This is a genomic window from Pseudomonas fakonensis, assembly GCF_019139895.1.
Lineage (GTDB): Bacteria > Pseudomonadota > Gammaproteobacteria > Pseudomonadales > Pseudomonadaceae > Aquipseudomonas > Aquipseudomonas fakonensis.
This window is the reverse complement of sequence record NZ_CP077076.1, coordinates 357268-377677: the sequence shown is the minus strand read 5'-3', so window position 1 is coordinate 377677 and position 20410 is coordinate 357268. Positions and strand designations below refer to the sequence as shown.

Annotated in this window: 23 protein-coding genes and 2 tRNA genes; 16 read left to right on the top strand and 9 right to left on the bottom strand. The window is 59.2% G+C overall.

Annotation, left to right across the window (positions count from 1 at the left end; all coding sequences use genetic code 11):
• The first annotated feature begins 24 nt into the window (after positions 1-24).
• The 3 genes from KSS94_RS01635 to KSS94_RS01625 all read left to right on the top strand — a co-directional run bounded on the left by KSS94_RS01635 (position 25) and on the right by KSS94_RS01625 (position 2246).
• A tRNA-Phe gene (locus KSS94_RS01635) sits at positions 25-100 on the top strand.
• 565 nt (positions 101-665) lie between these two features.
• Positions 666-1658, top strand: a complete 993-nt coding sequence (gene ppk2 / locus KSS94_RS01630) for a polyphosphate kinase 2 (protein WP_225935827.1) — start codon at positions 666-668, stop codon at positions 1656-1658.
• A 144-nt stretch (positions 1659-1802) separates the two neighbouring features.
• Complete coding sequence (locus KSS94_RS01625) at positions 1803-2246, top strand: hypothetical protein (RefSeq protein ID WP_217841374.1); 444 nt, start codon at positions 1803-1805, stop codon at positions 2244-2246.
• Between the two features lie 212 nt (positions 2247-2458).
• Here the strand turns inward: KSS94_RS01625 and gabP are convergent, their stop codons facing one another.
• Positions 2459-3844 carry a GABA permease gene (gene gabP, locus KSS94_RS01620; RefSeq protein ID WP_217841373.1) on the bottom strand — a complete coding sequence of 462 codons (1386 nt, stop codon included), beginning with the start codon at positions 3842-3844 and terminating at the stop codon, positions 2459-2461.
• Between the two features lie 633 nt (positions 3845-4477).
• On the opposite strand from gabP, the gene KSS94_RS01615 reads away from it, so the two are divergent.
• The 5 genes from KSS94_RS01615 (at position 4478) to KSS94_RS01595 (ending at position 8779) form a co-directional block, all read left to right on the top strand.
• Positions 4478-5251, top strand: a complete 774-nt coding sequence (locus tag KSS94_RS01615; RefSeq protein WP_217841372.1) for an ABC transporter ATP-binding protein — start codon at positions 4478-4480, stop codon at positions 5249-5251.
• An 11-nt stretch (positions 5252-5262) separates the two neighbouring features.
• Entirely contained in the window at positions 5263-6015 is a 753-nt protein-coding gene (locus KSS94_RS01610; RefSeq protein ID WP_217841371.1) for an ABC transporter substrate-binding protein, read from the top strand.
• A gap of 55 nt (positions 6016-6070) precedes the next feature.
• Positions 6071-6763 (top strand): ABC transporter permease, encoded by a 693-nt coding sequence (locus tag KSS94_RS01605; protein WP_217841370.1) that lies wholly within the window; start codon positions 6071-6073, stop codon positions 6761-6763.
• Positions 6764-7453: an ABC transporter permease gene (locus KSS94_RS01600; RefSeq protein WP_217841369.1), complete on the top strand. Its 690-nt coding sequence runs from the start codon at positions 6764-6766 to the stop codon at positions 7451-7453.
• A 114-nt stretch (positions 7454-7567) separates the two neighbouring features.
• A complete protein-coding gene (locus KSS94_RS01595) occupies positions 7568-8779 on the top strand; it encodes a methyltransferase (RefSeq protein ID WP_217841368.1) in 1212 nt (403 codons plus the stop codon).
• Positions 8780-9044: 265 nt separating this feature from the next.
• Here KSS94_RS01595 and mdtI read toward each other — a convergent pair whose 3' ends face one another.
• Complete coding sequence (gene mdtI, locus KSS94_RS01590) at positions 9045-9362, bottom strand: multidrug/spermidine efflux SMR transporter subunit MdtI (RefSeq protein ID WP_217841367.1); 318 nt, start codon at positions 9360-9362, stop codon at positions 9045-9047.
• Positions 9356-9715: an SMR family transporter gene (locus tag KSS94_RS01585; protein WP_217841366.1), complete on the bottom strand. Its 360-nt coding sequence runs from the start codon at positions 9713-9715 to the stop codon at positions 9356-9358. The genes mdtI and KSS94_RS01585 overlap by 7 nt, the downstream gene beginning before the upstream one ends.
• A 554-nt stretch (positions 9716-10269) precedes the next feature.
• On the opposite strand from KSS94_RS01585, the gene KSS94_RS01580 reads away from it, so the two are divergent.
• The 3 genes from KSS94_RS01580 to KSS94_RS01570 all read left to right on the top strand — a co-directional run bounded on the left by KSS94_RS01580 (position 10270) and on the right by KSS94_RS01570 (position 11338).
• A complete protein-coding gene (locus KSS94_RS01580) occupies positions 10270-10518 on the top strand; it encodes a hypothetical protein (RefSeq protein WP_217841365.1) in 249 nt (82 codons plus the stop codon).
• A 98-nt stretch (positions 10519-10616) separates the two neighbouring features.
• Positions 10617-10692: transfer RNA gene (locus tag KSS94_RS01575), tRNA-Thr, on the top strand.
• A gap of 322 nt (positions 10693-11014) precedes the next feature.
• Positions 11015-11338 (top strand): helix-turn-helix domain-containing protein, encoded by a 324-nt coding sequence (locus KSS94_RS01570; RefSeq protein WP_217841364.1) that lies wholly within the window; start codon positions 11015-11017, stop codon positions 11336-11338.
• Here KSS94_RS01570 and KSS94_RS01565 read toward each other — a convergent pair.
• Positions 11335-11652, bottom strand: coding sequence for a type II toxin-antitoxin system RelE/ParE family toxin (locus KSS94_RS01565; RefSeq protein WP_225935826.1), 318 nt, complete (start codon positions 11650-11652; stop codon positions 11335-11337). The two genes, KSS94_RS01570 and KSS94_RS01565, sit on opposite strands and share 4 nt — an antisense overlap.
• Positions 11653-12258: 606 nt before the next feature.
• Here KSS94_RS01565 and KSS94_RS27435 point away from each other — a divergent pair.
• Both KSS94_RS27435 and KSS94_RS27465 read left to right on the top strand, forming a co-directional pair.
• Positions 12259-12819: a DUF488 domain-containing protein gene (locus tag KSS94_RS27435; RefSeq protein ID WP_217841363.1), complete on the top strand. Its 561-nt coding sequence runs from the start codon at positions 12259-12261 to the stop codon at positions 12817-12819.
• An 8-nt stretch (positions 12820-12827) separates the two neighbouring features.
• The gene (locus KSS94_RS27465) at positions 12828-13442 is read left to right on the top strand and encodes a dual OB domain-containing protein (RefSeq protein WP_437179988.1); all 615 of its coding nucleotides are present in this window, start codon (positions 12828-12830) and stop codon (positions 13440-13442) included.
• Between the two features lie 324 nt (positions 13443-13766).
• Here the strand turns inward: KSS94_RS27465 and KSS94_RS01555 are convergent, their stop codons facing one another.
• The 3 genes from KSS94_RS01555 to KSS94_RS01545 all read right to left on the bottom strand — a co-directional run bounded on the left by KSS94_RS01555 (position 13767) and on the right by KSS94_RS01545 (position 16243).
• Positions 13767-14621, bottom strand: coding sequence for a DUF3037 domain-containing protein (locus tag KSS94_RS01555; protein WP_217841362.1), 855 nt, complete (start codon positions 14619-14621; stop codon positions 13767-13769).
• Positions 14618-15403 (bottom strand): HipA family kinase, encoded by a 786-nt coding sequence (locus KSS94_RS01550; protein ID WP_217841361.1) that lies wholly within the window; start codon positions 15401-15403, stop codon positions 14618-14620. Before KSS94_RS01550 ends, KSS94_RS01555 begins: the two co-directional genes overlap by 4 nt.
• A gap of 624 nt (positions 15404-16027) precedes the next feature.
• The gene (locus KSS94_RS01545; protein ID WP_217841360.1) at positions 16028-16243 is read right to left on the bottom strand and encodes a hypothetical protein; all 216 of its coding nucleotides are present in this window, start codon (positions 16241-16243) and stop codon (positions 16028-16030) included.
• Positions 16244-16419: 176 nt separating this feature from the next.
• On the opposite strand from KSS94_RS01545, the gene nirK reads away from it, so the two are divergent.
• The 3 genes from nirK to KSS94_RS01530 all read left to right on the top strand — a co-directional run bounded on the left by nirK (position 16420) and on the right by KSS94_RS01530 (position 18717).
• Complete coding sequence (gene nirK / locus KSS94_RS01540) at positions 16420-17562, top strand: copper-containing nitrite reductase (protein WP_217841359.1); 1143 nt, start codon at positions 16420-16422, stop codon at positions 17560-17562.
• 78 nt (positions 17563-17640) lie between these two features.
• Positions 17641-17856, top strand: coding sequence for a DUF3079 domain-containing protein (locus KSS94_RS01535; protein ID WP_217841358.1), 216 nt, complete (start codon positions 17641-17643; stop codon positions 17854-17856).
• 57 nt (positions 17857-17913) lie between these two features.
• A complete protein-coding gene (locus KSS94_RS01530; protein WP_217841357.1) occupies positions 17914-18717 on the top strand; it encodes a suppressor of fused domain protein in 804 nt (267 codons plus the stop codon).
• Positions 18718-18955: 238 nt separating this feature from the next.
• Here the strand turns inward: KSS94_RS01530 and KSS94_RS01525 are convergent, their stop codons facing one another.
• Together KSS94_RS01525 and KSS94_RS01520 are read right to left on the bottom strand one after the other, a co-directional pair.
• On the bottom strand, positions 18956-20152 hold the full coding sequence (locus KSS94_RS01525; RefSeq protein WP_217841356.1) for a type II toxin-antitoxin system HipA family toxin: 1197 nt from the start codon (positions 20150-20152) through the stop codon (positions 18956-18958).
• Positions 20149-20400, bottom strand: coding sequence for a helix-turn-helix domain-containing protein (locus KSS94_RS01520; RefSeq protein WP_217841355.1), 252 nt, complete (start codon positions 20398-20400; stop codon positions 20149-20151). Before KSS94_RS01520 ends, KSS94_RS01525 begins: the two co-directional genes overlap by 4 nt.
• Between the last annotated feature and the right edge of the window lie 10 nt (positions 20401-20410).

Sequence of the window (20410 nt, the reverse complement as noted above, 5' to 3'; positions counted from 1 at the left end):
AAAATCTATTTAATTCACCCCGTCGCCCAGATAGCTCAGTCGGTAGAGCAGAGGATTGAAAATCCTCGTGTCGGCGGTTCGACTCCGTCTCTGGGCACCACCTTCAAGCTTCTGGTGGTTGCAAAGTTACCCGAAGCGACACAAGAAACCCGCCTAGTGCGGGTTTTTTGTTGTTTGTGATTTACCCCCCTTCTCGTATTTGCCCTGAACGCCTCACGAGCGAAATGTTCGCGTAGCGGCCTCCAGGTGTTCGCCGAAAGTCTTTCTGCGCCTACAAGACCGAGCGCCGCCCGCGCGGCGCATCGCGGGACAAGCCCGCTCCCACATCTGTTTCGGGCCAGTCTGTTCTGTACCATCACTTGGTCCGCCTTGTTGGTTCGACGCGATTTCAGCGTGGACGTTGCCGCCGCCTCACATGACTCAAGACATGCACCAAGGCAGGCGCTGGTACTTGCACAGGCATAATTGGCCCGAAACAAACTGTGGGAGCGGGCTTGTCCCGCGATGCGCCGCGCGGGCGGCGCTCGGTCTTGTAGGCGCTAAAAGACTCCCGGCGTACACCCCACAGCCCTCACCCACCGCCCCATTTGATCGACATCAAAATGCCACTACCCCCTTCCCCCTAGGATGACCGGTGGACACCCGATTCGATCAAAAGGACCGCCATGAGCGACGACGCCACCTTGCTGCTTCCCTCACCCGCCGAAGCCACGCCGGCCAGCGCCCAACCCGCCACTCGCGCCCGCCGCCCGCGCAAGCCCGCTGCCAAACCGCAAACCATCACCCAGGTCAGCCAGCAGCCGGCCGCCCTGCAGGTAGCCACCGCACGCAAGGGCTCAAGCGAGGACAGCACCTCGGCCCGCCTGCCGGCCAGCTACCCCTACCGCACCCGCATGCGCCGCCAGGACTACGAGAAGGCCAAGCACGCCCTGCAGATCGAGCTGCTTAAAGTGCAGAACTGGGTGAAGGAAACCGGCCAGCGCATCGTCATCCTGTTCGAGGGCCGCGACGCTGCCGGCAAGGGCGGCACCATCAAGCGCTTCATGGAGCACCTGAACCCGCGCGGTGCGCGCATCGTCGCCCTGGAGAAGCCGTCCGAGCAGGAAAAGGGCCAGTGGTACTTCCAGCGTTACGTGCAGCACCTGCCCACCGCCGGTGAAATGGTGTTCTTCGACCGCTCCTGGTACAACCGCGCCGGCGTCGAGCGGGTGATGGACTTCTGCACCCCGCACCAGTACCTGGAGTTCATGCGCCAGGCCCCGGAGCTGGAACGCATGCTGTGCAACAGCGGCATCCTGCTGTTCAAGTTCTGGTTCTCGGTGAACCGCGAAGAGCAACTACGCCGGTTCATCTCGCGCCGCGACGACCCGCTCAAGCACTGGAAGCTGTCGCCCATCGACATCAAGTCGCTGGACAAGTGGGACGACTACACCGGCGCCAAGGAAGCCATGTTCTTCCACACCGACACCGCCGATGCGCCGTGGACGGTGATCAAGTCCGACGACAAGAAGCGTGCGCGGATCAACTGCATCCGGCACTTTTTGCATTCGCTGGATTACCCGGGCAAGGACCACAGTGTGGCCCATGCGCCGGATGCGCTGCTGGTGGGCAGGGCTTCGCGGGGGTTTGAGGAGGATGAGGCAGCGGTGGCTGGCTGAGGCCTTGTTTGGCCTGTGCGGGCCTCATCGCCGGCAAGCCGGCTCCTACAGGGTGGCCGCATTCGCCGGTAGGGCAGGCTTGGGTTTCTTGGGCAACTGCGCTTCAATACGCGCCTTTAGCATTCACTCCAAGGACCGCGCCCCATGGCCACCAACAACAAGCAACAGAAACGCGCCAAGCGCGCCGCCGCCAAGGCCAAGCAAAACCGCATGGTGCGCAGCGGCCAGGCGGTCAAGGCCAGCGCTGGCGACAGCGCCAGTGTCGAGCAGGTGTTCAGCAAGGCCATGGAGTCCGACAGCTACAAGGAGCTGTTCGACAAGATGAAAGCCGCGCAGCAAACCAGCCTGGTGGCGATGATTTCGGTATTCCTGGTCGACCCGCTGCTGGCCCTGGTACTCAAAGGCCACAAGGAAGAGCACGCCACCGACTACATCGTGCTGGTGTTCAACGCCTACCGCACCTGGCTCGACGGCGCCGACGAAGACACCACCATGGCCTGGCTGGAAAGCGACGAGTTCCAGGACGCCTATATCGCCGCGTCGGAGCTGGTGGCCAAGCAGCAGCAACAGCAGAAGCAGTTTGGCTGATCGACCGCGCCAAACAATCCTGTGGGCTTCCAGATGCCGGCGCGCCCCCTGTAGGAGCTGGCTTGCCAGCGATAGGGCCAGCAGCCCTGGCAGAGATTAATGCTGCCAGGCCCGGCCCTATCGCCGGCTCCTACGGGTGGCCTGCGCCACCGCAAACAAAAAGGCCGCGCCCTTTAGAGGGCGCGGCCTTTGTTCATTGCAGCCAGCGCGAATCAGCTATCCAGCGCCACGCGCCCGGCAGCCGCACGCTTGCGGTGTACCAGCAGGCCCGCAGCAACCACGCCAATGCTGAGAATCGCCGTGGCGATGATCTCGGCACGGTGGTCTTCACGCAGGGCCATCACCACCAGCACGGCAACGATGAAGGCGATGGTGGCCCAGGTCAGGCCCGGGAACATCCACATCTTGAACGAGATCTTCTCGCCACTGGCCTCACGCTGGGCACGCATGCGCAGTTGCGACACGGCGATCACCAGGTACACCAGCAGGGCGATGGCGCCGGAGCTGGCCAGCAGGAACTCGAACACCTCGGCCGGGGCCAGGAAGTTGGCGAACACGCACAGGAAGGCTGCAGCAGTCGACAGCAGCACCGCCCAGTGCGGGGTGCCGGCCTTGGTGGTGCGCTGGGCAATGGCCGGGGCGTCGCCACGCTTGCTCAGGGAGAACAGCATGCGCGAGGAGGTGTACAGCGCCGAGTTCAGGCAGCTGGTCACGGCAATCAGCACGACGATGTCGACGATCAGCTTGGCGTTCGGCACGCCGATCAGGCTGAGCACGGTCTGGTACGAACCCTTCTCGGCCAGGGTCGGGTCGTTCCACGGCACCATGGCCACCACCAGGAAGATCGACACCAGGTAGAACAGGCAGATACGCCAGATCACCGAGTTGGTGGCGCGGCTGATCTGCTTGCCTGGGTCTTTGGATTCGGCGGCAGCGATGGTGACGATTTCGGTGCCCATGAACGAGAACATGGTGGTCAGCATGGCCGCCAGCACAGCGCCCAGACCATTGGGCATGAAGCCTTGGGTGTCGAACAGGTGGCTGACACCGCTGACCTGGCTGCCCGGCACCATGCCGAACATGGCCGCGCAACCGACCACGATGAAGCCGATGATCGCCAGCACCTTGAGCAGGGCGAACCAGAACTCGAACTCTCCGTAGTTCTTGACGCTGAACAGGTTGGTGATGGTCAGCGCCAGGGTGATGATCAGTGAGAACGCCCACAGGTCCACGGACGGGAACCAGGCATGCAGAATGGCAGCGGCGGCGTTGGCCTCCAGCGGGATCACCAGTACCCAGAACCACCAGTACAGCCAGCCGATGGTGAAACCGGCCCAGCGCCCGATGGCGCGGTCGGCGTAGGTGGAGAACGAACCGGTGTCGGGCGAGGCGACCGCCATTTCACCGAGCATGCGCATCACCAGCACCACCAGGGTACCGGCGGCGGCATAGGCCAGCAGCACGGCGGGGCCGGCAGCCGCGATGGCGTGGCCGGAGCCGACGAACAGGCCGGCGCCGATCACGCCTGCGATGGACAGCATGGTCACATGCCGTTGCTTGAGCCCCTGAGCGAGGTCATTGGAATTGTTACCGCTCATAAAACTACCTTTGTAAGGAGTGGACCACTCCGACTGCTATACGAAGCGCGCCCTGGGGTTGATTTGGGCGTCGCTGCAATCGGCGCTTTCCTGCTGGCAATAAGCGCGCCATCTGCTGAATGCATTCGTCTGATGTTTCTGAAAGTCCAATAACGACGCGCCCTGCAGGGCTTTCGGCCAGGTCTTGACCGAAAGGCCGCCAAATCCCCATGCCAAGTCCGGATTACTGAAATACCCACTTACAAACGCACCAAAGGTGCCCCTCGGTAACACCTTTGCACCAGTGCAAGGCAAAAAAGCGCAACCTGCAGGTGCAACCCGTTTGGTCTTCTTCTGTAGGAGCCGGCTTGCCGGCGATGAGGCCCGCACAGGGAGGAAATGGTCTAAAGCGCTTCCAACAACTGGCCAAAGCTGGCACCATCGCGCCTTTTTTCATCAAGGCTCCGGTGCCGGGCAAAGTGCTATTGCGGACATCCTCGCGACAGTCCACTGCAACGATGCGACAAACTGCCCCACCAACAACCGAAGCCCCTTGCGACCCCGTTGGCCCACGTTGCGCCGCTATGCTAGCGTGGCGCTCGCCAGGAAGGCCGCCAACAGCTGGGAACGCACCCGAACACATGAGGACCGCACATGGCCCAGGCCACGCCCGCGCTGGAAATCCGTAACCTGCACAAACGCTACGGCGAGCAGGAAATTCTCAAGGGCATTTCGCTGACCGCGCGCGACGGTGACGTGATCTCCATCCTCGGCTCGTCCGGCTCGGGCAAGTCCACCCTGCTGCGCTGCATCAACCTGCTCGAGAACCCGCACCAGGGTGAAATCCTGGTGGCCGGTGAAGCCCTCAAGCTCAAGGCGCAGAAAAACGGCGACCTGATTGCCGCCGACAGCCGCCAGATCAACCGCCTGCGCAGCGAAATCGGCTTCGTCTTCCAGAATTTCAACCTGTGGCCGCACATGTCGGTGCTCGACAACATCATCGAGGCACCACGCCGCGTGCTCGGCCAAAGCAAGGCCGAGGCCATCGAGGCCGCCGAAGCGCTGCTGAACAAAGTCGGCATCTATGAGCGCCGCAACGCCTACCCCGCCCAGCTTTCCGGTGGCCAGCAGCAGCGTGCCGCCATCGCCCGCACCCTGGCCATGAAGCCCAAGGTGATCCTGTTCGACGAGCCAACTTCGGCGCTCGATCCGGAAATGGTCCAGGAAGTGCTTAACGTCATCCGCGCCCTCGCCGAAGAAGGCCGTACCATGCTGCTGGTGACGCACGAGATGAACTTTGCCCGCCAGGTGTCCAGTGAAGTGGTGTTCCTGCACCAGGGCCTGGTCGAAGAGCAGGGATCGCCGCAACAGGTCTTCGAAAACCCGAACTCGGCGCGTTGCAAGCAATTCATGTCCAGCCACCGCTAACGGAGCAATACATGCACACTTACAAGAAGTTCCTCCTGGCAGCTGCTGCCACCCTGGTGATGTCGGCCAACGCCATGGCCGCAGAAAAACTGCGCATGGGCATCGAAGCCGCCTACCCACCGTTCAACAACAAGGACGCCAGCGGTAACGTCGTCGGCTTCGACAAGGACATCGGCGACGCCCTGTGCGCCAAGATGAAGGTCGAGTGCTCGGTGGTCACCTCCGACTGGGACGGCATCATCCCGGCGCTGAACGCCAAGAAGTTCGACTTCCTGGTGTCGTCGCTGTCGATCACCGACGAGCGCAAGCAGGCGGTCGACTTCACCGACCCCTACTACTCCAACAAGCTGCAGTTCATCGCGCCGAAGAACGTCGACTTCAAAACCGACAAGGCCTCGCTCAAGGGCAAGACCATCGGCACCCAGCGCGCTACCCTGGCCGGCACCTACCTGGAAGACAACTACAGCGGCGTCGACATCAAGCTGTACGACACCCAGGAAAACGCCTACCTCGACCTGCTGGCCGGGCGCATCGACGGCATCCTGGCCGACAAGTACGTGCAGTACGAGTGGCTCAAGAGCAAGGACGGCATGAACTACGAGTTCAAGGGCGAGCCGGTGATGGACAGCGACAAGATCGGCATCGCCGTGCGCAAGGGTGACACCAAGCTGCGCGACGACCTGAACAAGGCCCTGGCCGAAATCAAGGCCGACGGCACGTACAAGAAGATCAACGACAAGTACTTCCCGTTCAGCATCGAATGATTCACCTCGACCGGCACCGCCTTGCGCGGTGCCGGTCCCTTGAATGCACCTGCCCATGAATATCGACCTGCACGGATTCGGCCCGGCCATGATGGCCGGCGCCCTGATGACCGTAAAACTGGCGCTTTGCGCTCTGCTGCTGGGGCTGGTCCTGGGCCTGCTCGGCGCCCTGGCCAAGACCTCCTCGGTCAAGCCACTGCAATGGCTTGGCGGCACCTATTCGACACTGGTGCGCGGCGTACCCGAATTGCTCTGGGTACTGCTGATCAATTTCGGCACCGTCGGGCTGATTAACAGCCTCGGCGAAGCCCTGAACATGCCGGGCCTTGAGCTCAGCACCTTCGCCGCCGGGGTGATCGCCCTGGGGATGTGCTTCGGTGCCTACGCCACCGAAGTGTTCCGCGGCGCCATCCTGGCCATCCCCAAGGGCCACCGCGAAGCGGGCCTGGCGCTGGGCCTGTCCAAGGGCCGTATCCTGTCGCGGATCATCCTGCCGCAGATGTGGCGCGTGGCCCTGCCGGGCCTTGGCAACCTGTTCATGATCCTGATGAAGGACACCGCGCTGGTATCGGTGATCGGCCTTGAAGAAATCATGCGCCACGCACAGAACGGGGTGACCGTGACCAAAGAGCCATTCACCTTCTACGCCGTGGCCGCCTGCATGTACCTGGGCCTGACCGTGATTGCCATGACCGGTATGCACTTGCTGGAAAAGCGCGCCGCTCGCGGCTTCATGAGGGCCGAATAAATGAACTGGCAAGTGATCTACAACTGGCTGCCGAAGCTGGCTCAGGGCGCCACCCTGACCCTGGAGCTGGTGGCCATCGCCGTGGTTGCCGGGCTGATCCTGGCCATCCCGCTGGGTATCGCCCGCTCCTCGCGCCACTGGTACGTGCGCGCCGTGCCCTTCAGCTACATCTTCTTCTTCCGCGGCACGCCGCTGCTGGTGCAGCTGTTTCTGGTGTACTACGGCCTGGCGCAGTTCGATGCGGTGCGCAACAGCGCGTTGTGGCCGTACCTGCGCGACCCGTTCTGGTGCACCGTGCTGACCATGACCCTGCACACCGCCGCCTATATCGCCGAAATTTTGCGCGGCGCGTTGCAAGCCATCCCCAAGGGCGAGATCGAAGCCGCCCGGGCGCTGGGCATGTCCCGTGGCAAGACGCTGTTCTACATCATGCTGCCGCGCGCCGCACGCATCGGTCTGCCGGCCTACAGCAACGAAGTGATCCTGATGCTCAAGGCCAGTGCCCTGGCCAGTACCGTGACGCTGCTGGAGTTGACCGGCATGGCGCGAACCATCATCGCCCGTACCTACCTGCCGGTGGAGATCTTCTTCGCCGCCGGGGTGTTCTACCTGCTGATTTCGTTCGTGCTGGTGCAAGGCTTCAAGCTGCTGGAGCGCAAGTTGCGCGTGGACGCCAGCCAAGGCCGCTGAGCCTCAACCAACTGCAAACCAGCTTCTACAGCCATGCGCCGCACCTGTAGGAGCCGGCTTGCCGGCGATTGGGGCGCATGGCGCCCCCTTCCAGACCGCGCCCCCGGTGCCAGCATGAACACACCCTCCTACCTGCACACCCCCCACCTGCTCGAGCGCTTCCAGGCCCTCGACCACTTCATCACCCGGCATCAGCCCCTGTGGCGCCCGCGCCCCTTCACCCTGCTGCACCTGGGCTGGGAAGCCGAACACCCCGAGCTGTCCACCTGGCTGCGCCAACGCACCCTGGAACAGGCCGAAGCCGCACACCCCGAGCAGTTGCCAGCCCCTGCGCCCTTCCCGCAGTTGGCCGCCCAATCCCTGCAGCTGTCGGCCGCAGGCGAACTGCCCGACGCCGGCCTGCACCGCGCCGGCCACCGCCTTGACGTCGCCGTGCCCGGGCGCAAATGGCAACAGATCGAAGCCTTCAGCCGGCGCCTGGCCTTCGCGCAAGCGCCACGCCACTGGCTGGACTGGTGCTCGGGCAAGGGCCACCTGGGCCGCCGCCTGCTGCAGCCCGGCCAGCAACTGACCTGCCTGGAATACGACGCCGAGCTGGTGCAGGCCGGCCAAGCCCTGAGCGAGCACCACCACCTGCCCGCCACCCACGTGCACCAGGATGTGATGGCCAGCGACAGCGCCCGGCACCTGGCCCGCGACACCAGCGCGGTCGCCCTGCACGCCTGCGGCGACCTGCACGTACGCTTGCTGCAACTGGCCAGCCAGCATGGCTGCCGCCAGTTGGCCGTGGCCCCGTGCTGCTACAACCGTACCCAGGCCGAGGCCTACCAGCCGTTATCCACAGCCGCCAAGGCTTCGTTACTGCAGTTGTCACGGGATGACCTGGGCCTGCCCCTGAGCGAGGCCGTCACTTCCAGCGCCCGGGTACGGCGCCAGCGCGACACCTCCATGGCCCGCCGCCTGGGTTTCGATTTGCTGCAGCGTGAACAACGCGGCATCGACGAGTACCTGCCGACCCCCTCCCTGGCCGTTGACTGGCTGGCCAAACCCTTCGAGCAATACTGCCGCGACCTGGCCGAGCTGCGGCATGTCGGGCTGACCGGCAGCCCCGACTGGCAGGTACTGGAAGCCGCCGGCTGGCAACGCCTGGCCGAGGTGCGCAACCTCGAGCTGGTGCGCAAGCTGTTCCGCCGGCCGCTGGAGATGTGGCTGGTGCTCGACCGCGCGCTTTTCTTGGCCGAGCAAGGTTACGAGGTAAAAGTCGGCGTGTTCTGCGACTACCCGCTCACTCCGCGCAACCTGCTGGTGCTGGCTGAACGCAGTTGACAGCCTGTGGATAACTCTGTGAACAAGCTTTTGATTAAAATCGCGATTTTGTGGATCCAATCGCTATTTAGACCGCCTCGCTTATTCCACACAGCTTCTGAAAACCAGTAAAAACAGGCCTTTGCGCAAAGACCGGTGGTAACGCCCTTCGGCATGCCTTTCGCGCAAGCGGCCAATGCCGCTTGTGCATAAGCCTTCGAGCGTGCTTGAGATCACGCTCCCTGTAGGAGCCGGCTTGCCGGCTATTGGGCCCTTCGCGCCGACCTCAAGCCAACTTCAACAACCCCATCCCCACCAGCAACAACAGCAACCCCAACCACCCCCGCCCGACCAGCCGCTGCCCAAACAACGCCCAGCCCATGGCCACGGTAGCCAGAATCCCGAAGCCACCCCAGATGGCGTAGGCCAAGGACAGTTCGATGTCCTGCACCGCCTGCGCCAGCGCGGTAAAGGCCGCCAGCACGCAAACAATCGAGGCCAAACCCAGCCCCTTGCGACGGAAACCGTCGGAGTACTTGAGCAACAGGTTCGCCAGCACTTCAAGGGCAATGGCCAAACCCAGCCACAGGAACGGAATCAGCATGGCAGCACCTCCCCTTCAGCTTTGGCAGGTGTCCTGCGGGTACCGGCCTTGACCAGCAAGATGCCGGCAATCATCACCGCCAGGCCCAGGGCCTTGGCCCAGCCCAGGCTCTCACCGAGCCACAGCACGCTGACCAGGGTAATCAGCACGATGCCGATCCCCTCCCACAGCGCATAAGCGACGCCCACCGGCACCCGCTTGACCGCCAGGGCCAGGAAGAAATACGACAGGCAGATCATCACGTACATGACGGCATGCCCGATGAATGGAGACGAAGTGGCGGCGAGTTTCATCGACGCCGTGCCGATCACCTCGGCGGTGATGGCAACGATCAGATAGATCCAGGAACGCATGGTGCCCTCCCATGGGCGACAGCAGCCGAGCGCGCAGGCATCGGCGCGAGACAGAAACGTTTAAGGCTGTGGAGGGAGGGTGGCGCTAGAGGTCGCCGGTCCAGTGACGTTCACGGGAGACCAGGCGGGAGGTGGAGAGGAGCTTGAAAGCTTTACTGTTCAACATAATGAACACAAGGTTAGCCGAGGCCACCTTCAAAGTCAAAATACGCCGCCTGCGGCCAAACAGCGCGGCGCAATCGTAAAATATATTAAGCATTCGATTTTAGTGACACCGATTGATATCATATGGCCACCAATCATGGATGAAGCCCTGCAGGGCCAAACGGTGTATCATCGCCGGCTGCCCGCGATGCATGCGCTGGGCGTCCTGGCCTCACGGCCCGCGACGCTAACTGCAAGGGCAAAGCGGAAGCGCGTCACAGCCACCGCTTCTGAAGCTACCTGTTGCCTGGCAGCAGCCGCTAAAATTGCCGCCCACAGCCACACCACCCGGCCTGCAGCAGTACCATCCAGCGTTTTTGACTACAGACCTTGGAACGGATTCGAACATCGTGAAACACGCCAAGCCCATTGCCCTGCTGACCGTCGCCCTGGCCATGACCGGCTGCGCCAGCCCCGCCCCGACCGCCAAGCCCACCACGCTGGACTGGAACACCCCCGGCATGCAGCTCGGCGGCGACCGCGGCCTGCCCCTGCACGCCGAAAGCCCGTGCCGCAAGCGCGGCTGCGACAATGACAAGCTGTTCTTCAACCCCGGCAAAACCGAGCCAGGCGTAAACACCATCCACCGCGGCTGGTAGGAAATTTCTCCTTTTGCCTCGGTGACTTAGGGTATTGCAGGCAGTTTGCGAGGAAGTGGTTTACAGGCTCGATTCCATCGCTATAATGACGCCCCTGTGCCGGTATAGCTCAGATGGTAGAGCAACTGACTTGTAATCAGTAGGTCCCGGGTTCGATTCCTGGTGCCGGCACCATATGCAGTACTCAAAAGGCTCACCGAAAGGTGGGCCTTTTTTGTTTCCGCCGTGGTAAACCACAACTCACCCCGCCTCGTCACCGGCAAGCCGGCCCCCACAGGCACTGAACAAAGCTTGAGCTCGATGCGCTCCGTGTAGGAGCTGGCTTGCCTGCGATGGGCTGCGCAGCAGCCCCAACAACTCCAAGGGCGACGCAATTCTCTGCCCATCAGCGCAGCCCAAAAGCAGACACATCCTCAAAAAGAATCACTTTGACTTGCCCATCATGCCCAGCTACGATTTTATCGTAAATTTTAGATAATTTAGCTGAGGCCAGCCAATGGCGCTTCAATTCCACGAAAGCCCTTTCCACGCCACCCACGATGCCGAGACAGCCAGCAAAATGGCCCTGAAAATGGACCTGTCCATCTTCATCACGGACTGCATCAAAAAAATGGGCCTCAAACAACACGAGGCCGCAGCCAGGCTGAACGTAACCCAGTCCCGGGTATCCGAGTTGGCGAATGGCAAGATCGAGAAGTTCACCCTGGACGCCATGATGGACATGCTCGACAAGCTCGGCTTTCGCACCAGCCTGGCCCTACCCTCGAACGACGCCGGTTCACCTCCCCAGATCGTCATCACTCCAGCGCCTGGCAGCTAAACCCTGTACCCCATCTTGCGCAGCTCGTGCTTGAGCTCCTTCATCCGCTCTTGCGCGACCTGCATCGCGTGGCGGTCGGACCTGTTGGTCGTTTTCACGAATGAATGCAGCACGACGACCATGTCAGCAAATTTGGCCACATACACACATCGGAATGCCGGGCTGCCGTTTCGTTGCTCCCGCGGCAACCACCCTACCCATCTGCTCAGCAGCAGCCCATCCGCTTGGCCATTTCGCTCGCGCCAACCTGCGCCCGTCTCTTTCACTGGAAAGAGACGGGCGCTCCTGACACTGCTGCAGCCCTGATCGCACATGGCTCAGCCGCAGTTCCCTTCGTGACAAACGCCGATGTCACCAGCAACAGCCATGCAGATGATGGTGCCGCAGACCAAGGAATGGACTGCACCTGACTGACAGTCAGGCATGCCCCGGTCATCGCACCGCTGCGTTCTCCCGGCTCAGGATCTCGCGGCACTGGTCTCGTCAGCCAATGCAGCCTCCACCCGCCCACCGGTAACGGTGCTCAGGAGGCCAGATCATGAGATGCCCTTGCTCCCGGACGTAAGGAGCCGCCAGTCCCGCGTAGTGGACATTCCCCACAGGTCGCAGGGGCCTTGATTCCTGATAACACTAAACATTCTTGGCGGGATGACGTGGGGAAATGAGAAGCCCAAGATTTGGCTAAATCGAGGGCTTCGCATCTGAGTCGCGAGTCAATCAGATCAAGGGAGGGTTGATTAATAGTGTCTCTTTGCTACTATCAAATAATTCCCTTGCTCCATCCGTTGGCAACCTTGCTGTTGCAACAGAACCGCCCATCAACCAAAACGTAGTAGCCGGAGACTGAAGATCTCCATTTAAGCTTCTGATACGCTTAAGGCTAGAGTGGGATATGACTGCTGCCTTCTGATGGAAGAATCATGACTGAAAAAAATGCGTACATCTATAGTATCGGCCACGGAGGTCGAAAAATCGAAGACTTCATAAATCTATTAAACATTTATGAAATAAAATATGTAGTTGATGTCCGATCGAAACCAAGGTCAAGATTTCACCCTCAGTTCAATCAAAAGAAGCTACACGAACTACTTAACCAAAGCGGAATTGGATACTTATTCTTAGGAGATAAACTGGGAGGACTTCCCTCAGAGCCATCGTGCTACGACGAGAAAGGACATGTCGTCTATAACAAAGTGAAAGGAATGTCTTTCTACGAAGAAGGTCTGGCAAGACTTACATCTGCGAACGAAAAAAAAATAAAAATAGCATGCATGTGCAGTGAAATAGATCCGTGCGATTGCCACCGAAGCAAGCTCATAGGTAGCTCCTTGAGCGAACAAAACATTCCCATGCTACACATCAACAAGCTAGGACATATTGAAGACCAGGAAACAGTAATCAAGCATGTAATAAACTCGACTCTTGGAAACGATTTATTTTCGGATGAAAGCTCCTTGAAATCAAGGAATTCTTATAGATAGGGAAAGCTATGGCCGTAACAACAAATATTGTTGTACTAAGCAAGACCTCAATGACCGGAGGTGTATGCGTAGGTGCTTGGGATAGATCTAACCGCAAAATGCTACGCCTATTAGATGACAAAGCTCAGAGGCTGGCTTCAGACGCTCCTTACCAAATTGGCCAGTGCTACCAAATTACGTACGCACCACACTACAACATTCGGCCACCGCACACAGAAGACGCCGCTGTTTATGAGTCAGCATATATTGGCGACTTGAATGACGAGGATTTCGATACGTTGATATCCTCACTCTGCGACGAGGACTTGAGCCTTGACGATATATTTGACGGCAAGCTTATATGGGATGGCAGCGCCCATATGGAACCTAGCAACACAACAAACTATAGTGTCCAAATCGCCACGTTAAATTGCGCACTTGTTAAGAGCGGCGACTATTTCGAACATTTTTCATGGGGAACCTCGACAAAGAGGATAAAGTACGTAGGAGTACGGCCTCTCGCAGATCTGCCTTCTACAATAGCTGCCGGCACTCGGATCAGGTTCTCACTAGCCAGATTCTGGGACAGAGAAAAAGACGGAGTGCTTCGAGCATACCTTCAACTCTCAGGCATCTACGATTAGAAATTTCACGCCTGCTGACAGAGCGCTCCGTCTCAGTGCTGAGACTGGAAAACTTTGAAATTAGTAAGCGCCCTAAATCAAAATTTCACATGATTAAGATTAAATTCAGGGGAAACCTCTTGCCGCGCAGGGAGCTACCAATCAGGCCCTGCGCCTGAAAATTTAGTTTCTCCTGTAACGACCAATGTAATCCCAGGAAAAATCTTTGAAACCAGTGAGTTACAGTTCAAAGAACTATAACCACATAAGACGAGGATGCAATTTGTCGGCGGCATGATCAACCACTCGACAAATGTCAGTCACATAAAATGTGCAAAACCCTAATCAATGCGAACTCCCCTGGTGATCATGATCCTGTATCCTCATCATCATCGCATCCGCTAGGCTGCTAGCATCCTCTTCAAAAATAAGTTCCTTGTTGGTTGGTATCTTATTTAGAATCTTGACCGCTTTCTCGAAGGCGGCAGCGAGCCCCTCATCTTGCGGCTTACTAACTAACATATAGAGTTTAAACTCTTCTCGAGCATCTTGAATGCTAGTCATCTGACCTAGCCAACGGTGCGCTTTATCCTTCATATTATCTGCATCAGACAAATCAAATGAGATCGGCTCCACACAGTGCCATATCCCATTTTTCCAAGCATGTTTAAACTCTAACTCATCATCACGCACGGATATTTTTTTAGGTGCAAAACGCTCAACAGCGGAAAAACTTTTGAGCTTCTTCTCAAAGTCGCGCCAAATATCTTGCTCTGTACGCCGTTCTCTTACTGCAGGAGAGTCATGATAAGTGACATAGCGATGGAAAATCCTGTCCACTTCTTCCTCAAAGCTGAATGTCACACCTGCAGACACATCACTCCACTGAAGCGAACTGTCATCACGCTTTAATATTCGTCCTATCACACTCTCTAGCGTGACGTCCTCAAATATCAATTCTTTCTGCAGCCTCTCGCTTTCTATATCTATAGCTGAAGATATATGCCTAGCAACAGACTTAATATGATGCCTATCCATATCGGGGAAAACAGCTGAAAGTCGTGCAGTACGCGTCTTGAACTGCGTCAAAAGCTTTCTCTTGGCTTTGCAGTATGCAATTATGCCAAAATTAATAAATTCGCCAGTAACACGATCATGAACATATCTCAAAACCGCGAATTCATACGTACTTAATTTCATTGCAATACCCTCTGAATCTCAGAGAAAGTAGCGTCTGCATTATCCCGCAAAGACTTTATATACTCGATAATTCTAGGTGCGGAATCATTACCGCTTTTCCAGTCTTCTGGAAGCGCATCAATGTACTCTTCTAGACGCTCATCACTGATTTCTAACAACTTTTCTTTGAGCTCGTCAAACTCAAACTTATGAGCTTTCGCCAATCCCCAAAAAATATGCTTATCAGGTGCAGCAAGCTCATCACCACCACCAAGCCTCCACGGTTCTTTCCAGAACAGTGCATCAAGCATGAATGCCAAATCATGATCAATTGCTATCGCATTCTCGCCTTTGATAAGGCAGTTCGGATTTTTAGGAGTCCGATCACAATTTGCAATTAAGGTGTCGAAAACGAATAAATTAGCGGCTCGCTGTACAATAGGACCACGGAGAGGCGTAGCGGGCGCATAGATGGTGAAACCCGGCGGCAATGCTGTCGATCCAAATGCAAATCTGGAGCTTTTTGCGATGAGTTCATCGTAGACCCGGTGCGTAGGTCCCGCACTGAACCCGTCAACGATCTCGATCAGCAGCGGCCGGGGAATTGGGATTTCAAGATCTCGAGCAAAAAACGCCGTCAAAGCTTCTCGGATCAGCCCCGTACGACCCGATTCACACCCACTGAATTTCACGATGGCTTCAGTCCGTTGATTCGTCATGTCGGCACACTCAATTAGACACGCTTTGTTGCGTCCAACAGACAGTGGTCGGTCAAAGCGGAACGCATACAGGTGCTTGAACATGCATCTTCCTTGCAGCGTAGCATAAGCCACATCCAAAAATTTGCCGGATTGTACTCAATTCCGCCCCTACGTCTAGTGGCCATTCGTCATCACCCAAGCTTTCTATCGCACAGCTTGGAGGCTGCTTCAAGCTAAATAGTCACTGATTCTGTGACCGGCATAACCAAGCGCCTCCATCACCCAGCAGCAACGGCATCGTTCCACAGCAATCTGACCTCGACCAAGCAGGAAAAGTCGTTCGAGTAGGCAGCCCAGGTCCCTTTGCCAATCAGTCAGAATTTTCCATTTGAACGTTAAGAATCGCCTTCAAACAAAGAGGGCGCTGCCGCGAGAGTCACGACGGTTTACCTGCTATAGGTACCACAGGGCCCTTTTTCAAGACAGGAGAGCCTGAGACACCAAGAGAGTGTTCAAAAATTGAACAGCTACGAGACCTAAAAGGATAAACAACGAGGTACTACACAAAAACTTAAAATTAAAGTTCTTTATTTTCAGTAACTTAATACTAAATTCGACTCCTGGTGCCACCATACGCAGTACTCAAAAGGCTCACCGCAAAGTGGGCTTTTTTTGTTTCAGCTGACACCAAAGCACCCGCCTATCGCCACAACCACAACCCCCCCCTCACCCCTGCATCAAAACCTTCTGCAACCGCCGAATCTCCCCTCCCCCCACCTCCAGCGCCACATTCCGCCCTTCCTTCCCCAACCCACTCACCAACACCACCCCACCCTTAACAAAACTGCGTTCCTGCGCCAGCGGATACAGCGCAATGATGTGGTCCACACTGACCACATACTGTCGATGGTTAACCCCTTCAAAACAAACAAACCGGCTCACGCCCTGCGCTCCCCTGAAGCCGCTGCACGCTGGCAACCTTTACCTGTCAGCGTAGCCCGCCCAAGCAACGCCATCACCCCGCCACTACCCCACTTGTTGTTTTCGCTCAATAAACCGCACACAAAATACGGTTATCCATAAGCGCGACGGCTTTCGTCGACTTACGGAGAAGTCCCATGAGCGAGCAAGAAGGAGTAGCCCTGACCCGGCGCGGCATCCTTGCCGGCGGCGTGTTGCTGGGCGTTGGTGCCAGCCTGTTGGCCAGTAACCAGGCGCGGGCAGCAACGCCAGCACAGCAAAAACCGGCAACGGCCCTGGCGAAAATGGAACGGGCCAAGGTCGAGCTGGTGGCCCCACCCCAGGTGCATGCCCACACCCAACAGGCGCCCGGCCAGCCGCGCATCGTCGAGTTCCGCATGGTCATCGAGGAGAAGGAGCTGGCGGTCGACAACCAGGGCGCCTACATCCACGCCATGACCTTCAACGGCTCGGTGCCGGGCCCGCTGATGGTGGTGCACGAGGGCGACCAGGTCGAGCTCACCCTGGTCAACCCGGCCAGCAACAGCATGATGCACAACATCGACTTTCACGCGTCCACCGGCGCCCTGGGCGGCGGTGAGCTGACCCATGTGCAGCCGGGCCAGCAGGTGAAGCTGCGCTTCAAGGCCGACCGCGCCGGGGTGTTCGTGTACCACTGCGCACCGGGCGGGGTGATGATCCCCTGGCATGTGGTGTGCGGCATGAACGGCGCGATCATGGTGCTGCCGCGCGATGGTTTGAAAGACCCCGAGGGCCGGCCACTGCACTACGACAAGGTGTGGTACATCGGCGAGCAGGACTACTACATCCCCCGCGACAGCAACGGCAAGTTCAAGCGCTACCCCACGCCCATCGCCAGCTTCGGCGACATGCAGCAACTGATGAAAGGGCTGGTGCCATCGCACATCGTGTTCAACGGCAGCGTGGGTGCGCTGACCGGCGAACATGCGCTCAGCGCCAAGGTGGGCGAGACGGTGCTGATCGTCCACTCCCAGGCCAACCGCGACACCCGCCCGCACCTGATCGGCGGCCATGGCGACTACGTGTGGGCCTCGGGCAAGTTCGCCAACCCGCCGCAGCGCAACCTGGAAACCTGGTTCATCCCCGGCGGCGCAGCCGGTGCGGCGCTGTACACCTTCCGCCAGCCCGGGCTGTACACCTACCTCAACCACAACCTGATCGAGGCGGTGATGCTGGGGGCTGCGGCCCATGTGCAGGTGCAGGGGCAATGGGACGACGAACTGATGAGCCAGCTGGAAGCGCCTGGCCCGATCCGCTGAGGCGTTGATTTATGTCATGCCCCTTGGCCATGGGCGGCATAGCCTGTGGTTCAGGTACCCACTTCATGGAGGGAGACCATGGCCAAGAAATTCCCCGCCAACCCCAGCCACCCCGAGCGTATCTGCTGGGGTTGCGACCTGTACTGCGCGGCCAGTGCGCTGGCCTGCGGCAATGGCGCCAGCCGCACCATGCACCCGGCCGAGCTGTTCGGCGAAGACTGGGACAGCTTCGACAACGGGCTGGAAACGCCGCTGGACGCCAAGCCGGTCACGTTGCAGCCAGGCAGCGGTTGAGCACCTGGGCGGCACACGGCACCATGGCGGTCGCCCAAATACCCGCAAGGACCGCCCATGGACTTCTTCAAGAAACTGTTCGGCCTGCAGCGCCCGAAAGCAGCTGAACAGCCAACCGCGCCAGCGCCAGAACCCGCCATGACCGCCGCCGAAGCCGCCAACCAGGCCGCCCGCGAAGCCGGCTGCGCACGCCTGGACCGCCACTGGCAAAGCGTCGGCGAAGTCGAGCAGGACGTGCTCGGCTACATGATCAGCCCCAGCCTGATGGGCGGCCCGCACTGGCCCTCCACCCGCCAGGCCTACCGCGTGGTGCGCCGGGTCAACAGCATTGTGCTGGCCACCGACGGGCTCAGCGACCCGTTCGACGATGTCGAAGGCGGCGGCAACGGCTTTGAGCTGGAGCTGTTCATCGAATCGCCCGACTTCCCTGAAGCAGCCCGCACCCCGGGCGATGTCAGCCCGTTCATGCGCACCTGGGCCTTCGATGTGGTGCGTACCGTGGCCTCCACGGTGGCCGACGCTGGTGGCATCGGCCATCAGCTGGAGCGCTATGGGGTGCTTTCACTGGAGCTGCCCGGGGTAAGCCAGTCGCCCTGCATGGGCGATGAGCTCCCGGCGCACTTCATCAGCGCGGATGACTGCTTGGGCGTGCTGGTGGGCGGGCCGGCGCCGGACTTTGCCACGCACCTGGCGGACATGCCGCTGTCGCCGGTGACCCTGGTGCCGGTGGTGCTGATGACTGCGGCAGAGCTCGATTACGTGCGCGCCGGCGGCGGGCAGGCACGCAATGATCTGGTACAGCGCCTGCAAGCCGCGGGGCATGGGCATGTGAGCAAGCTCAAGCGGGAGAGCGTGGTCTGAAGCGCCTCACTGAAGTAGGTGGGAGCAACTGACTTGTTCAATTTCTAAAATCTAGCGCGTCCCCTGTAGGAGCCGGCTTGCCGGCGATAGGGCCGGCACAGGCGAAGCTGGCACCGGCTGTGCCGGTGATCGCCGGCAAGCCGGCTCCTACAGGTACAGCAAATGCCTGAAGGCCATGCGATGCCCGCTCCCACGCTTCAGTTACCTGCCCTACTGCGCAGCCAGCAGGGCTGGCTCCTCAGCCAAAGGTCTGGAGAAACGGCAATGCACTCGCCTTGATCGCCAGCACCACGTGCTGCGCTTGCTCGCACAGGTCCGTTTCTGCCTTGAACACCCGCTCCATCGCCTCGAGCTGATGAAGGATGACCTGCGCAGGGTTGCTCACATCGCACGATTGCGCGAAGTCCAACAAACCCTGGCGTGATGCGAACAGGGACTTGTTTCCCGATAACGATAGCGCCAACACATCCTCTGGAATGTAGGCCGTGGTATTGACGATATCGTAGGCAGGCGCCAGGCGCGCATCGCGCTGGAATGGGTCGGAGTACAGCAACCCGAAGTTCTTCAAGTGCCCGTCGCCATTACCGACGATGCAACTCAAGGCAACCATCGCGAACAGCTGTTGCAACGACGCCTGAACATACTCAGGTGCGCAAAAAAGCCGAATGGCCTTGGCGATAGCGGCGTAGCTTTTGCTGTACTTCTGGTCTGCGGCAAGCCCCATGAGTGCGGCCATGTCTTCGAAGCCGATCGGGTTGTTACGCTCATCACGGTCGAAACGGCGCATCACGAACAACCGGGCGTTATCGGAAAGGAAGAACTGCGGTACCGGGATTCCGGCCGCCTGTGCAATGGACATGCACAGGTACTCGTTGATCGCCAACCCCGGGTACTCGTCGCGCCCGCTCTTGATGATCAACTCGGACGTTTTCGAGGTGAACCGCTGCGCCAGCGGGTCGAACTGCTCCGGGACCAGTACCTTGGGCTGTACCCCGGACACTCCTGCACGCAGGATGTAGCGGTCGACAAGGTCAGCGAAGATGTCTTCCGAGCCATCCCAAGCAAGGATGTCTCGCAGTTTTTCGCCGGGGAATTGCTGACGCCGCAATAAAGCATCGACTGATCGAGAACTGACATGGACACGCCCGATCGGCGAACTGCTGCCGGACAACGCCAGCAGAAGCATAGGGTCAACTTGCACGACCTTGGCCAGCCGGTTGCGCAGTTGCTCCAGCACGTAACCTTCCGGCAGGTTCATCTGGAACACCGGGTGCAACTCGCGGTGGCGATACTCCTCTGCACGCACCGGCATCAGCAAGCTGAGTGCCGCGCGCCGGTCCGCATCAGGCGCATAGCGAAAAAGAAAGTCACCTGCGCTTTGCAACAGAGCCCCGCTGCCACCCTCCGGTGTACTGACAGTGAGCGATCCGTTCATTCAAACAACCCCTGAATTTCGTCAAGCGTCGGCATCACTGCTGGCACCACCTGCAGCTCACAATCAAGCGCAGCCAGCACCTTGGCGTAAGCGCCCATGGCAACAGAAAAGCTGCCCTGTTCTACGGCGATGACTTTCTGCCGGGTGAGCCCCGCCAAAGCAGCGACCTGTTGCTGGGTCAACCCGCGATTGAGGCGGCGAGTTCGAATAAGCGCCCCCAGGCGATCGGTGATCAGTGAAGAGTCCATGTTCCGTATG